This window comes from Companilactobacillus kedongensis (genome assembly GCF_003946625.1).
GTDB classification, from domain to species: domain Bacteria; phylum Bacillota; class Bacilli; order Lactobacillales; family Lactobacillaceae; genus Companilactobacillus; species Companilactobacillus kedongensis.
On the sequence record NZ_RHOR01000005.1, the window covers coordinates 21,036 to 35,912 of the forward strand.

Here is a 14,877-nt window from a genome sequence, read left to right on the forward strand (position 1 = left end):
CCTCCTCACTTCAGATAATGTAACTCCAAATCACGTAAAACTCTCCACATCTCAATATCCTGCGCTTTGGCAATCGCCTCAATATCACGCAGATTAAGTGGAGTCGCGGAAGATTGGTCTTTGTTAAACGACTTATGCAGAGTGGTATAACCATACCCGCTCTTCTTCGCTATGAAGTAGATTGTTAAGTGCTTATCTTCTAAGTACGATTTAATGTCTATTTCCATATCTCCAACCTCCACAACTACAGTATAGCACATATGTGATATATTACAAATGTGAAGTATCACAGACGTGACATATCTTTTCTCGTTATTATTAATCAGAATTTTGTTACACTGGTATTAACAGAGGTGATCAGATGAAAGAATTACTTAAATCATTGGATAAATTAAATCGTATTTATGATCAATTTGACCTGTTGAATTTTCGAGCACATAAAGTAATGCCACTGACTTTTAACAAAAAAGACAGCAAAAAATTATTGCCTCAAAATAAACGGCTCTATTTTAGTTATTCATATCTTGATAAAGAAAAAACCAGATTAACAAATCTGATCCTTTCGCAAGCTATTGATTTAAAAGATCCACTATTCAAACAGAATAAAGAACTGCATCCTGCTTTGATCGACAAAGCATTGAAACTAAAAAACATCGATGAAACACATAAAAAAGAAATATCTGAACTACCAAACAGAAATCGTAAGATCAACAAATTAAAACGCCTGATCACAATGATCGAGGATGAAAATATTGGACTGTGCCAAGGATATTTAACGCAAATGAAAGTCCTTTTATATCAAAATAAAGATTCTCTATTTATCGAACGCACACAAAAATATCAAGCAAAAGAACTGCTTGATGACGCTGACTTTAGAATGAAGCTCATGCAATTTGATTATGACCGTTACCTATATGAGGACTTCACGCCAGAGAACTTCTTGAACTATCTGATTTTTGAAAAGGTCCAAAGGCATGCTAGTTTCATCAAATCATATGACGCCCGTGTTTTATTGCCTGAAGCTGAACAATGCGGCTTTTCTGGTATCGCCTATGAAGTTGAGATAGACGGAATTCGTGAATGCTATGTTACTTTCAAAGGTACAGAAGCCGATATGGATTATACTGAAAATTCCCGAAGCAAACGTTTAGAGAAGTTTTTATTGGAAGGATATAAAGACTGGAATTATAACGTTAAAGCTATTCTAGTCGGCACTTCTGAGGAATTAGATCAATTAGCCGTCGCTAGAAAATTCATTGATTATTTACAGAAAAGTATTCAAGATAAGTGCTTCATATATGGTCTTGGTCACTCATTAGGTGGACATTTCGTCCAAACCTTACAACTGACTGATGATTGCTTTAAAGCCGGTTACACCTTAAATTCTGCCCCTGTGAACCTAAAACAAGTACAAGAAGTCACTCCAGAACTGTTTGATGAACAGACCTGGAATAAATTATTTGAGTTGACTAATCAAAAAACGGTTACCAATATTCTCAATCGAGAAATCAAACATTTGTTGCCTAGAGAATATCCTGAGATAATCAATCAGAGTTTTGAACAGGATCTGACCCAAGTATTCTATGAGATACCATATACGATTTGGGTCGGACAAAAGTGGGAATACAATCTCAATACTTGGAAGTATCCTTTCAAGCATCATTTAGCATCGTACCTTACTGAAAGTGAGATCCATTCCTATCAACATTTCTTTGCACAACTATTCAATTACTTGCAAGATTCCACAACTGGACCACAAGTAATGCGTAATACTCTGGGATTCATGCGTGCACGTGTAAAGATTCTCCAAGATGATATTGATAAACCTGAAACAGCTGAATTCTTCTATGACTACTCTAATTATCTTTATGAATCAGGAATATTTCTCGATCGACCACAGGAAGTGACCGATGACTTTAGCAAGTCACAGCCAACTATGTGGAAATCATCAAGACGAGAATGGCCATTCTTGAAGAGTTTGAATATGGACATGCTGGAATTGTCAGTTTACTTCCATATTATTTCCGGGGTTAAATATTTCTTGAATCACACACCTAAAAAAATTGAATAAATGAAAAAAGCTGCCAATCATTTGATTAGCAGCTTTTTTAGACGATGTCGTTTGCAAACAACCATTCATTTGTTGAAACACGATAAGCATGTTTTCCATTGATAGTTGATGATTTGTCAGTTTTCCAAGATGAATTAGGTGCTACAGCTCGATTCCTTATTCTCTGACCCTTGGCATTGTATAAGAATTTTGCCTTGCCATTTGAAGTAGTTACCGAGGTTGAAATGGTTGTATATTCAAAAACATCACTAGCCTTAACAAATTCTTCAGTTGAAACTCCATAGTATGTTTCACCGTTGATTGTCATTTTTTTATCTGATAACCAATCGGAATTTTTGGCAAGTCCTCTATTATGAACAACCTTACCATCCTGTGTATAAAGTTTTGATACATCGTGCGTTGTGATATTACCCTTGAATAAAGTAATATTTGCAGTTTTTTTGACAAGTTTGATTTCTAAGTCTTTCTTAGCTTTATCGATCGTAACCTCTTTTAGTTCGTTTTCTGCTAAGTCGTAGCCTTCCGGAATATCAAGTTTGTATTTTTGTCCGTGAGTTCCAGATAGATTTAGTGTAGTTACTTTTTTGTTTGTTGATTTGTCTATGAAATTTACTGTTGTGTTGAATTTTTGGACTGGTTTACTGGGTTTTGTATTGACAAGTTCATTTGCAGTTATATTGAGATAAACCGCTCCATTTGAAATTGGTTGTGATAACGCCCCACTATGACCGGTATAATGATACCCCTTAGGAAGTAAATCATCAGTTGAAATAATATATTCATCATCCTTACTAACCATTATAAAAATTGGATCAACTTTTTCACCTGACTTTGGATCCATAATGTCATAATTTACAGCTATCCTAACCTTTTCCTTAGATGGAATTTTTTCAGTAACCTTTCTCATTTCTACAATAATTTTATTTTCAAAAATATTAAATTTTTCTGTATTATAATCATCTAATACATAGGAACTGTTATTAACTATGGATTCCAGTTGTCCCTTATCCAAATAAGTAGCATCCTTGTCAACCATAAACGCTAATCTTCTAAACTCTTTATTATTAACATTTAAAATAATGGTAATAAATCTCCTATCATCTATTTCTCCTTTGTTGACACTTATCTCAGGCTGAGATTTACTATCAGCATAAACAGTAACACCTTGATTAACTAATGGACTAAATACCATAGTACTAAACATCAATCCAGATACGGCTAGCGACTTTGTTTTATTCATTAATTTCTCCTAAACTTGCATATTTTTATATAAAAAAAGACCATCATAAGGACTGGCCTTTACTTGGTTTTGTTGAGTTTTAAGTGTGAATATGAAGGATGGTATCAGATGAATTTAGCCTAGATCACTAGCAAATACCCATTCGTTTGTTGAAACGCGATAAGCATCTTTGCCGTCAATTCTTGTTGTCTTATCTGTTCTCCAGAATGTGTTAGGTGCTAACGCACGATTACTTACCATTTCACCTTTACTATTATAAAGATGCTTTGATACGCCATTTGAAGTTTTGATAATTGTATTTACTGTTTGGTATTCAAAAATGTCACTAGCCTTAACGAATTCGTTTGTTGAAACACCGTAATATGTTTCGCCGTTAAGAACCATTTTTTTGTCTGCCATCCAGTCACTGTTTTTACCAAGACCTCTGTTAGCAACTTGCTTACCGTCCTTTGAGTAAAGTACAGCTGGATTCTTAGTTGAGATCAAACCTTTGAAAGCAGTAATTTGAGCTTTAGCTGATTTAACAACCTTAACTTCTACAGTTTTCTTGTTCTTATCGACAGTTAGTTGCTTAGAAACACCTTTAGCTAATTCATAGCCTTCTGGAACAGTTAAAGTAACTTTTTGTCCATGTTTTCCAGATACACTGGCTGTGTTAACTTTCTTCTTTGTTGCTTGATCAATAAAGTTAACTGTTGTTTTGTATGTTGTTTTATCGGTTGATGGCTTTGGTGTTGGTTTTACTGTTGAACCTGGATTAGGAGTAACGTCCTTTACTAAAATAATCTTGATTGACTTTTTACTGTTATCAGTCGTAATATCGTATTTATTTTCAGAAGAAATTGTATATTTTGATAGGCTATTTTTAACTAGTACTTCTTGAATGCTTTCTTTGGTTATTTTGTTGTTATCGACCTTGAATTTTTCTGTAACATTTTTAATTTCTTTATTAGTCTTTTTATCAATAAAACTTACTGATACAGATTCTTTTTTCGTAAGTTTAACTGTAACTACATTGCTGTCATCCATTGTATAAACTGCATTCTCTTCAGCTAAAGTATAATCTGCCAAATCTCCAGTAGCATACTTTGATAAAAATTCAGTAACATCCTTCTTATTGACAATATTAATTTTATTATCAGTACCCTTTGATAGAGTTACTGAAACTTTTTCTTTAAGAGACTCTAAATCAGATATTTTCTTATTATCCTTATCTACAAAGTTAAATGAAATATCCTTTTTTGTTTCTGGTGTTGAACCTGGTGTTGAACCTGGTGTTGAACCTGGTGTTGAACCTGGTGTTGAACCTGGTGTTGAACCTGGTGTTGAACCTGGTGTTGAACCTGGTGTTGAACCTGGTGTTGAACCTGGTGTTGAACCTGGTGCTTCTGTTGACACAGTCGCACCATCAGCAGCTTGGACAACCAAGCCTTGAATGGTACTTGGATTTAAGGCCATGGCACTAAATAATAAACTCGTTATAACAAGGGACTCTGTTTTCTTCATAAAATCTCTCCTAAGGGTTTAATAATTTGTTACGAGATAATCATAAGTGACAGTTGTATATTTAATGTAAATGGGATGTAATGTTAGAGTAAATTTTCAGAAAGTATTTGTAAAAACTTATAACTTACAAAAAAAGGATCGAGCAAAAGTTTAATTTTGCTTGATCCTATTTTGTTAATAATTTTATCAACAGGCTTATTTCAGCTTCTGTTTTCTTCTTAATTTCATTACTTATCATTTCTTTGTTCTTCAAGATGAGTTCATCGTAAAGTGATTTTTGGAAAATCGCCACGATGGCTCCTGTCGCATTAACGAGATCGTCTTCATTGATTTTAAGAAGTGGTAACAAAGTATGAAACTTTTTACCTAACTTTATCTGGATATTATCCAATATCTTAATCAACCAATCGGACTGCGCATCACTAAGTAATGGACGCTCCCTAATGGTTATCATGAAGGAACGATAACCATCCTCATCTTCAAAGATCGAGCATATCTGCTCATATAAACCAATAATCTGAGCTTCTAATTCTTCGACGGTCTTAATATCTGAAAACCAATCGTCTATTATTAAAGTTCGACTTTCAATTCCTCTTTGTACAATGGTATCAAGAATTTCTCGTTTACCATCTGGAAAATAATAATAAAGTGAGCCATCAGAAATATCAGCTTTTCGACTGATTTCCCGCGTTGTTGTAGCATCATAACCTTGTTCAGAAAACATGCTTTGAGCAACTTTGATTATCTTATCTTTTTGAAGTTCACTTTTTTCCATAAGCTTGCCTCTACATTCCTGCTATTGTTTGAACAATCAGATAAACGTTTAAGATGATCAGAACAATCGTAGCAAACCAGGCACTGTACTTGACCCACTTCTTATTAATGAACTCGCCCATTAGCTTCTTATCACTAGTAAAAATAACTAATGGAATAATCGCAAATGGCAAGGCAACACTCAAGAATACTTGTGAGAATGTCAAAAGATTTTCGATTTTTGCTTCATTATCATGATAGTAGATAGCGAAGATCAAAACTGGTGTAACTGACAAAAGTCTTGTCAAAAGACGTTGTGCCCATAGTGGCATCTTTAATCTGATGAAACCTTCCATGATGATTTGTCCAGAAAGTGTACCAGTAATAGTTGAACTTTGTCCTGATGACAACAAGGCAACAGCGAATAACATACTTAGAATAGGACTGGCAATAGCACCAACGACTTGTTTGTTGCTTAAAGCATTGAACAAATCAACGAAACGTCCCAAATCACTATTTGTTCCATAGAACAAAGCGGCACCTAAGATCAATAGTAAACTGTTAACGATGAAGGCAAGAAACAATTGAATATTTGAATCAATTGTTGAGAACTTGATTGCTTTCGCAATATCCTTCTTATTCTCACGATCAACTTTTCTAGTCTGTGAAATAGATGAACCTAAGTACAAATCATGCGGCATAACTGTTGCACCAACGATACCTAGTGAGAGGTAAAGCATCGATTTGTTAGTAATAATGCTGCTGGCTGGAACATATCCGCCAATAATACCTGAAACACTTGGCTTTGCTAAAAATACTTCGTATAAGAACACTAATAAAATAACTGCAACTAAGGTAGCAACGATAGCTTCGATCTTACGAAATCCTAATTTCATCAGTAACAATAGGATCAAAACATCGGCTGCTGTAATCAAAATACCAACGATCAACGGTATATTGAACAACAATTTAATAGCAATACCGGAACCAATAATTTCAGCAATATCGGTAGCCATGATGGCAAGTTCGGCGATGATCCACAAAATGAATCCACCAACTTTGGAAGTTCTTTCTCTAGTTAATTGAGCAAGATCTTTTCCAGTTACGATACCTAATTTGGCAGACATTGACTGCAATAACATCGCAATCAAACTGGAAATAAGTACAACTGACAAGAGTGTGTACTTGAATTGTGCACCACCGGCGATAGATGTGATCCAGTTACCAGGATCCATGTAGCCAACAGCAATTAAGACACCTGGTCCAGTGAAAGTCATCAAAGTTCTCCAGAAACCAGCGCCTTCTGGAACTTCAATACTTCCATTGATTTCGTCCAAACTCTTATTATCAGCTGAGCTTGAGCTTACAAACTTCTTTGTTTCACCACTATTTTTCATAGTAGTACCTCTTTTCTATTGGTTTAGAAATTCGGCGATATATTATCATTTCAACTTATGACGTTATCTCCGTATTTTTCAGGGGAATTGAGCACACGATCAAGCTATGCAGTCTAAAAAGCTTTTAATATTGAATAATTTGAGCGTGCGCTCAATTGACCATTGATACTATATCACGATTTACTGAAAAATACAGTATTTTTCTTTGTGAAACCTAAAAAAAATTTATGGAAAATAAAAAAAAGATGATAACCAATTGGCTATCATCTTTTATGAATTATTTTACTTTAAGCATTAATTACAAATTATAGACGTTCGTTTAATTCCTTGCCAAGTTCTTCAAATCCAGGTTTGCCAAGCAATGCAAACATGTTCTTCTTGTATGCTTCAACACCTGGTTGGTTGAATGGGTTGATACCATTCAAGTAACCAGAAATACCAACGGCAATTTCGAAGAAGTAGATCAAGTAACCTAATGTGTAAGCATTTTGTTCTGGAATGTGAACACTCATTACAGGAACACCACCATCTGTATGGGCAAGAACAACACCTTCGTAAGCACGCTTGTTTACGTAGTCCATTGTCTTTCCTTCAAGATAGCCAAGACCATCAAGATCTTTGTCTTCCTTAGGAATTTCAAGTTCAAAACGAGGTTTGTCAATCATAACAACTGTTTCCATCAAGTTACGACGACCCTCTTGGATATATTGACCTAATGAGTGAAGATCAGTTGAAAAGTTAGCTGATGATGGGTAGATACCTTTTTGGTCTTTACCTTCTGATTCACCCATCAATTGCTTCCACCATTCACCGAAGTATTGTAGGTTTGGTTCGTAGTTCTCAAGAAGTTCTGTTGTATAACCTTTACGATACAAGATATTTCTCAAAGCAGCATACTTGTAAGCTTCGTTCTTTGTAAGATCAGCTGATGAATAATCAGTACGTGCAGCAGCAGCACCTTCCATCAACTTATCAATGTCGACACCAGCAACGGCGATTGGCAATAGACCAACAGCTGTAAGAACTGAGAAACGACCACCGATATCATCAGGAACAACGAATTCTTCGTAGCCTTCTGCATCAGATTCACTCTTAAGAGCACCTTTAGCACGGTCAGTTGTAGCAAAGATACGTTCCTTTGCTCCTTCCTTACCATACTTTTCAACTAATTTAGCTTTCAAAATTCTGAATGCAATTGAAGGTTCTGTAGTTGTACCAGATTTTGAAATAACGTTAATACTGAAATCACGATCACCGATAACATCGATCAAGTCAGAAAGATAGTTAGGAGAAATTGAGTTACCTGCAAAGTAAACTTCTGGAACATCTTTACTGTTTTTAATGTTATAGAATGATGAGTTTAAGAAATCGACAGCAGCACGAGCACCTAAGTATGAGCCACCGATACCAATTCCAACAAATACTTCTGAGTTAGATTGGATCTTTTTAGCAGCTTTCTTGATACGTGAGAATTCATCCTTGTCATAATCAACGGGTAAGTCGATAAAACCACGGAAGTCATTACCAGCACCAGTACCCTTACGTAATTCTTCGTCAGCGGCGTTTACAAGTGCTTGCATTTCGCCAAGTTCATTTTCATGAACAAATTTGCCCAACTTAGAATCGTCAAATTTAATGTGTGTCATATTATCTCCTCCATATTCTTCAAAAACTAGATTAATCATTTTCGATGAAAATTTCAAATATTTATTCGTCTTTTTACTATGGAACATATCAAATATAACAAATATCCGACAACGGTTCCAATCGTATTAAAGATAACATCATCGATATCTGTTACACCTGTATTGAGCACAAACTGCATAGCCTCAATTGATACAGAGATCAGCGCCCCTGTTAATATAACTCTAAAGAAACCTTTTTTAATATTCAACGCCGGTATGAAAAATCCCATTGGAATAAACCAAAAAATATTTCCATAAAGATTATAAATAAAATCAACTAATGACTTTCCACTCGCCAGTTTCAAAGTTTCCACCATTGGTTTAAGATTTATTTGCCACAGTGGTCGATGCCAGTAGAATTTAAATTGCCAAATAAAATAACCATCCCTAAAGACGGTCAAGGCAAATAAGAGTAAAACATAGAAGGCAAAGACAACGATCCAGAATTCTCTGACTGGTTTTACCTTGCGGTGTTTAACCTTGAGCCAAATAAATCTTAATATAATAAAAAATATCGTATATAATATGGCTTTGTCTATTGCATAGAAAGAAAGACGAATCAAAGGAAAATGATTGATTCGCGTTGCATAAGTGTTCGCGATATAGTTATATAACGGTCCTAAAAAAATCATTTTCCCATTCTCCTCCCATTTTTTACTCAATACGTATTATACTAGCAATTAAGCAATTTATTTAGAAGTAATTATAAGGAATTTTAATAAATAAGGGTTTTTTAAATGAATAAAATCAAAAAATTTTTAAATAAGCGATTAGGGTTCATGACTCTCTTGATTATTTTTCTCTGGATCAAGTCTGTTATTGCCTATTACATCGACTTTTCTCTAGGTGCAACTGATCCACTTCAACATCTAATTATGATCATTAATCCCATCGCTACAGCGGTGATTTTGTTAAGTCTAGCGTTATACATTAATAAAACGCTGATATCTTACATCGTTATGGGAATAGTCTATATTTTGGAAACAATCTTACTCTATGCAAATATCCTCTACTATCGAGAGTTCAGTGATTTTATTTCCTTTAATACAATCATGGGAGTTTCTAAGGTTTCTAAGGGTCTTGGTAACAGTGCCATGAATTCAGCCGCTCCTCATGATTTTATCTACTGGATAGACTTTATCGTTATAGCATTACTATTTATCTCTCATTTTATTAAGTTAGATAAACGTCCGATAAGAAAGTTAACGGCCGCCGCAACTACTATTTTGGGAGTTATGCTATTCTCATTTAACTTGATGTTAGCTGAAAGTAACCGTCCACAATTATTAGGTCGTACTTTTGACCGTGCTTACATTGTTAAATATCTAGGATTCAATTCATTTTTGGCTTATGATTCGATCAAGACGGCTCAGAACAATCAAGTCAGATCATCTGCCGTTGGTACTGATATGGATACCGTTTTGCAGTATACTAACAACAATTATGCGGCACCTAATCCTGTCTATTTCGGTAAAGCTAAGGGTAAAAATATTATCATTATCCATCTGGAGAGTTTCCAACAGTTCTTGATCAATATGAAGGTCAATGGTCAAGAGGTCACTCCGTTTTTGAATAGCATCTATTCTGACAAAAGCACCATGTCATTTGATAATTTCTACCATGAAGTTGGACAAGGTAAGACCAGTGATGCCGAAACTATGCTAGAAACTGGGCTCTTTGGTACTTCTGAAGGATCATTCTTCCAATCACTCGGTGGTGACAACACCTTACAGTCAGCTCCCGCAATCCTTAGCCAAAAGGAAGGCTATACTAGTGCTGTCTTCCATGGTAATGTGGGTAGCTTCTGGAACCGTGACAACGTATACAAGAATATGGGATATAACTATTTCTTTGACGAATCCTATTACAATCAAACCGACAATTCCAATACGGGTTATGGTATGAAGGACAAGTTAATGCTGTCCGAAAGTGTTAAATATTTGGAACAATTACAACAGCCTTTCTACGCTAAATACATCACTGTAACTAATCATTATCCATTTGAATTATCCGATGAAGATAATGATGGCTTTGTTAAACCAGACACTAACGCGGACACAGTTAATAATTACTTCTTAACTGCACATTATTTGGACAATTCCTTAAAAGAATTCTTCAACTATCTAAAAGACAGTGGGCTATATGACAACTCAATGATTGTCTTATATGGTGATCACTATGGTATCTCTGACGATAAGAATCCTGATTTGGCTCCACTATTAGGTTATGACGCTGATAGCTGGAATGACTTCAATAATTCTCAACTGCAACGTGTTCCATTCATGATCCACATGAAAGGACTTAAGGGTGGCATCAATCACACTTATGGTGGTGAAATTGACGTCTTGCCTACAATCATGCACCTGGCTGGTATTAATACTCAAAACTACGTTCAAGTTGGATCTGATCTATTATCTAAGCAGCACAAATCTCTCGTTGCCTTTAGAAATAAGACTTTCGTTACAGCTAAATATACAGTTTTAAAGGGGAACAATGGTAAACCTGAAGTTTACAACAATAAGACTGGCGAACTGATCGACTTGGAAAATGATCCTAAATTAAAAGGACAAGTTAAAAAGTGGCAACAAGAAGTTAACCAAAAGCTCAAAATATCTGATGTCACAAATAACAAAAACTTACTGAGGTTCTATACTCCAACGGGCTTTACACCAGTTGATCCTAAGAATTACAGTTACCAAGACGAGATTCAGCAATTGATCAAAACTAGAAATAAGTTAGGTCTGAAATCAACTAGTGTCTATTCTAAGAATGGTAATCAATCAACTACCCCTCTTTATAATACCGATGCACCAGAAATTGGTGACGATCGAACTAATATTGACAGCTGGGAAAATGTTTTAAAAGACGATGCTAAAAATTAATAATCAATCCTTTAGGTCTAAAAGCCTAAGGGATTTTTTATTAGATAAAATTAGTTATATTATCACAATTGTACATTATAAGAGCATTATACGGTGTATTATCAGTATCCCATAATTAAAATATTCTAATTTAACTTGACATCTTTTTTAATAATGACTATATTGAATAGCAACAAGAAAAGTTCAAACAATAAGATTCGGAAAGTAATTTCGATTAAGTGAGAAAGAGAGTTGCCGTTTGGTGTGAGGCAATCACTTATGAAAGACGAAAATGGCCGATGATTGGTTAGTATGATCGTCATGAGAATGCTAAACGGTTTGGTCCACGTTACTCGGACACGCCTTTATTTTATATGAAGGTTGTTAAGGCTTATTTGGGCAACCAAATAAACAAACCAGAATGGTAACGTGCTAGAGCACTTCTGTATATGCAGGAGTGCTCTTTTTTTATTGTTTGGCTTTGGAAAAAGAGGCTTGATAATATTGTTAAGTAAAACTAGTGAAATTGGAATAAACGCAGATGGCACAAGACGTGGTCTATCTAATTTAGCTGTACAAATGATTGCTTTCGGGGGATCTATCGGAACTGGATTGTTCCTTGGTGCTGGTAGTACTATTCACAAAACTGGTCCTTCGATTATGCTGATATATCTTGTGATCGGTGTCTTCTTTTTCTTCATGATGAGAGCCATCGGTGAAATGATGTATTCGGATCCAGAGCAACATACCTTCGTATCATTTATTGGAAAATATATTAGTCCTCGTTTTGGATATTTTGCAGCCTGGAGTTATTGGGCTGAGTTGATCCTCGCTGGAATGGCTGAACTTACTGCCATCTCAACTTACATCAAATATTGGCTCCCCGGTACACCTGCTTGGCTAGTTCAACTTGTTTTCTTAGCTGTATTAACAGTCGTTAATCTTTCAATGGTTCGTTCATTTGGTAGATCTGAAACTTTCTTATCTGGTATCAAAATTGTTGCCATTCTAGTTTTAATTATTGTTGGTATCTACATGATCGCTACTCATCACGAAAATCCTGCTGGAACACACGCATCCCTAACTAACTTAACTGATGGATTTACAATGTTTCCTAATGGTTTCCATTCATTCATAAATGCCTTTCCAATGGTTTTCTTCGCCTTTCAAGGAATGGAATTTGTTGGTATTACAACTGCTGAAACTAAACAACCTCTAAAGGTTTTACCACACGCCGTAAATCAAATTATCGGCAGAATTCTTCTATTTTATATTGGCGCCCTATTTATTATCATGACTATCACGCCTTGGAGATCCCTTAGTCAATCACAAAGTCCTTTCGTTCAAATCTTTGAACTAGCTGGTTTACCTGCAGCTTCACAAATCATCAATTTAGTTGTTATTGCCGCTGCTTGTTCCACTTTAAATAGTGCTATTTTTTCAACTGGACGTCACTTATATCAATTGGCTCAAGAATCAACTGGTAAATCTCTCAAACCATTTGAAAAAGTTTCAAAGAGTGGTATTCCATACGGAAGTGTCCTCTTCTCAGCCGGTATGATGATCCTTGCTCCAATCATCAGTTCATTCAATGGTCTTGGTGCCGCCTTTACTTTTATTGCATCTATTTCCAGTGATATTTATATCTTAGTTTGTATCTTAACCATGGTGGCACATTGGAAGTATCGTCATTCAGAAGACTTCCTCGAAAAAGGATTCAAGATGCCTCATTATCAATGGACTAATCCACTGACAATTGCTTTATTCGTCGGTATCTTCGTTACACTATTCTTCAATAAGGAAACCTTACTACCAGCCGTTGGTGCTTTAGTTTGGTTAGTTGGCTTCAATATCATCCTATCTATATCTAATAGAAATAAAGTAGTCTTAGATGAATAAAAAAAGCCTGATTCAAAAATCTGAATCAGGCTTTTAATGTGAAATTATTTAACTAGTTTTTCGACAATTTCAAACAATTTTTGAACGTCTTGTGGTCGTGTATCATTGGTTCCTTTATCAATAATTGAACTGTAAATATGAGGAATGATCTTCTTAACTCCGGCATCTAACGCAATTTGAAGAATTTCTTCAAAGTTTTCTAAGTCAATCCCGCCAGTTGGTTCAAGTGAAAAGTCATTATCTGCACAAGCTTTAGCAACGACTTTAAATTCGTCAACGTGGGCTAAACCTTTCATAGGGAAAAACTTGATTGAACTTCCACCCATATCTTTAAGCATGGCGATAGCTGTTTCGATAGGAACATCAGCAGCTACTTCTTGACTACTCAAAGGACCAGTAGCAACGTTAACATAACCTAATTTACCAGTTGGTGAAACTAGACCATTGATAAATGTTTCTGATTGTCCTAATAGAGCACGACTAGTACCAACACCAGTGAATACTTGATTGATGTGTTGTGGTTGTAATTCAGCGGAAATTCGGCTTACCATTTGACTTTGGTTAGGATCACCAGCACCCAATCCAACAGATAAAGCATTGTTTGTTTCTGCTTGATAACGTTTCATATCTTCGATGGCAGCTTCGTCAGAATCATAATTCTTTGACAAAACTCCTAAAACAACGTGGTGTTCGGCTGCTTCATAACAGTCTTTAGCATTTTGAACTGAATTTGCTAAAACATTTAGGCAAACACGATCTTGATAAAAGTTTGGTTTATTTGACATAATTTTCACCTCAAGTTTTTATTTTAATGATATTGGGAAGAAGGCTCCAAGAACCATAGCCCCTAAAATAGCTCCACCAGCAATTGGCTTTTTCCAAAGATAAAAGATTACGGCACCGATAATTGAACCAATACCAATTGGAATTGAAGCCGTTGCGGCACTGATCAAAATCAATGGGCCAAGGAAACGTCCAGATGAGTTACCCGCACCCATCATGACGTCAGCTCCAAAACTAGCTTGTGATTGATTAATCGTATACTTACGAACTAAAGTGATGATCCCACCAATTGCGAGTCCTAAAACTAACCCAGTCGCAATCGCAAATGAAAAATTAGTTATTGGTGCTTTCCAGCCGACACTTAACATAATGGCCGGTATACCAATACCAACACCAGTCAGGATCGAACCACCCAGATCCAAAATACCAACTAATGAACCTTCCAAAATTCTGGCAAACAAGAAACTAGCTCCAAAAGCAGCGGCAGCACCATAAGAACCGCCATCCATACCAGCCTTTAACATGGCTACGATAGCCACTTCATTAAAAGCTCCTACTCCATACTGATAATACATATGTGTTCCGGCAAAAACCCCAGCTGACATCAATCCGACCAGAATCGGAAAGGACCATTCGGAGTACCAGAAACTCTTCTTATCTATTTCCATCGATTCCATTTAAT

General features: G+C 35.7%; 12 protein-coding genes. 3 read left to right on the forward strand and 9 right to left on the reverse strand.

All coding sequences use genetic code 11. The features are described from left to right. Window positions 1–5: 5 nt before the first annotated feature. On the reverse strand, window positions 6–227 hold the full coding sequence (locus tag EKM60_RS04485; protein ID WP_125676834.1) for a transcriptional regulator: 222 nt from the start codon (window positions 225–227) through the stop codon (window positions 6–8). A gap of 134 nt (window positions 228–361) precedes the next feature. On the opposite strand from EKM60_RS04485, the gene EKM60_RS04490 reads away from it, so the two are divergent. Next, the gene (locus tag EKM60_RS04490) at window positions 362–2,071 is read left to right on the forward strand and encodes a DUF6792 domain-containing protein (RefSeq protein WP_125712874.1); all 1,710 of its coding nucleotides are present in this window, start codon (window positions 362–364) and stop codon (window positions 2,069–2,071) included. Window positions 2,072–2,108: 37 nt separating this feature from the next. Here the strand turns inward: EKM60_RS04490 and EKM60_RS04495 are convergent, their stop codons facing one another. The 6 genes from EKM60_RS04495 to EKM60_RS04525 all read right to left on the reverse strand — a co-directional run bounded on the left by EKM60_RS04495 (window position 2,109) and on the right by EKM60_RS04525 (window position 9,284). Beyond that, window positions 2,109–3,311 carry an SLAP domain-containing protein gene (locus EKM60_RS04495; protein WP_125712876.1) on the reverse strand — a complete coding sequence of 401 codons (1,203 nt, stop codon included), beginning with the start codon at window positions 3,309–3,311 and terminating at the stop codon, window positions 2,109–2,111. A 114-nt stretch (window positions 3,312–3,425) separates the two neighbouring features. Next, the gene (locus EKM60_RS04500) at window positions 3,426–4,817 is read right to left on the reverse strand and encodes an SLAP domain-containing protein (RefSeq protein ID WP_164508316.1); all 1,392 of its coding nucleotides are present in this window, start codon (window positions 4,815–4,817) and stop codon (window positions 3,426–3,428) included. A gap of 166 nt (window positions 4,818–4,983) precedes the next feature. Continuing rightward, window positions 4,984–5,592: a TetR/AcrR family transcriptional regulator gene (locus EKM60_RS04510; RefSeq protein WP_125712880.1), complete on the reverse strand. Its 609-nt coding sequence runs from the start codon at window positions 5,590–5,592 to the stop codon at window positions 4,984–4,986. A gap of 10 nt (window positions 5,593–5,602) precedes the next feature. Next, window positions 5,603–6,967 carry an Nramp family divalent metal transporter gene (locus tag EKM60_RS04515; protein WP_125712882.1) on the reverse strand — a complete coding sequence of 455 codons (1,365 nt, stop codon included), beginning with the start codon at window positions 6,965–6,967 and terminating at the stop codon, window positions 5,603–5,605. Window positions 6,968–7,272: 305 nt separating this feature from the next. Beyond that, complete coding sequence (locus tag EKM60_RS04520; protein ID WP_125712884.1) at window positions 7,273–8,613, reverse strand: glucose-6-phosphate isomerase; 1,341 nt, start codon at window positions 8,611–8,613, stop codon at window positions 7,273–7,275. Window positions 8,614–8,666: 53 nt separating this feature from the next. Next, window positions 8,667–9,284, reverse strand: coding sequence for a VanZ family protein (locus tag EKM60_RS04525; RefSeq protein WP_125712886.1), 618 nt, complete (start codon window positions 9,282–9,284; stop codon window positions 8,667–8,669). A gap of 105 nt (window positions 9,285–9,389) precedes the next feature. Between EKM60_RS04525 and EKM60_RS04530 the strand changes: the two genes are divergently transcribed. Together EKM60_RS04530 and EKM60_RS04535 are read left to right on the forward strand one after the other, a co-directional pair. Continuing rightward, window positions 9,390–11,534, forward strand: a complete 2,145-nt coding sequence (locus EKM60_RS04530) for an LTA synthase family protein (RefSeq protein WP_125712888.1) — start codon at window positions 9,390–9,392, stop codon at window positions 11,532–11,534. 483 nt (window positions 11,535–12,017) lie between these two features. Further along, complete coding sequence (locus tag EKM60_RS04535; protein ID WP_225426996.1) at window positions 12,018–13,412, forward strand: amino acid permease; 1,395 nt, start codon at window positions 12,018–12,020, stop codon at window positions 13,410–13,412. A gap of 44 nt (window positions 13,413–13,456) precedes the next feature. On the opposite strand, the gene dagF is transcribed toward EKM60_RS04535, so the two are convergent. Further along, window positions 13,457–14,197 carry a 2-dehydro-3-deoxy-phosphogluconate aldolase gene (gene dagF / locus EKM60_RS04540; protein ID WP_125712890.1) on the reverse strand — a complete coding sequence of 247 codons (741 nt, stop codon included), beginning with the start codon at window positions 14,195–14,197 and terminating at the stop codon, window positions 13,457–13,459. 18 nt (window positions 14,198–14,215) lie between these two features. Then, window positions 14,216–14,872, reverse strand: coding sequence for a DUF4310 family protein (locus EKM60_RS04545; protein WP_125712892.1), 657 nt, complete (start codon window positions 14,870–14,872; stop codon window positions 14,216–14,218). Between the last annotated feature and the right edge of the window lie 5 nt (window positions 14,873–14,877).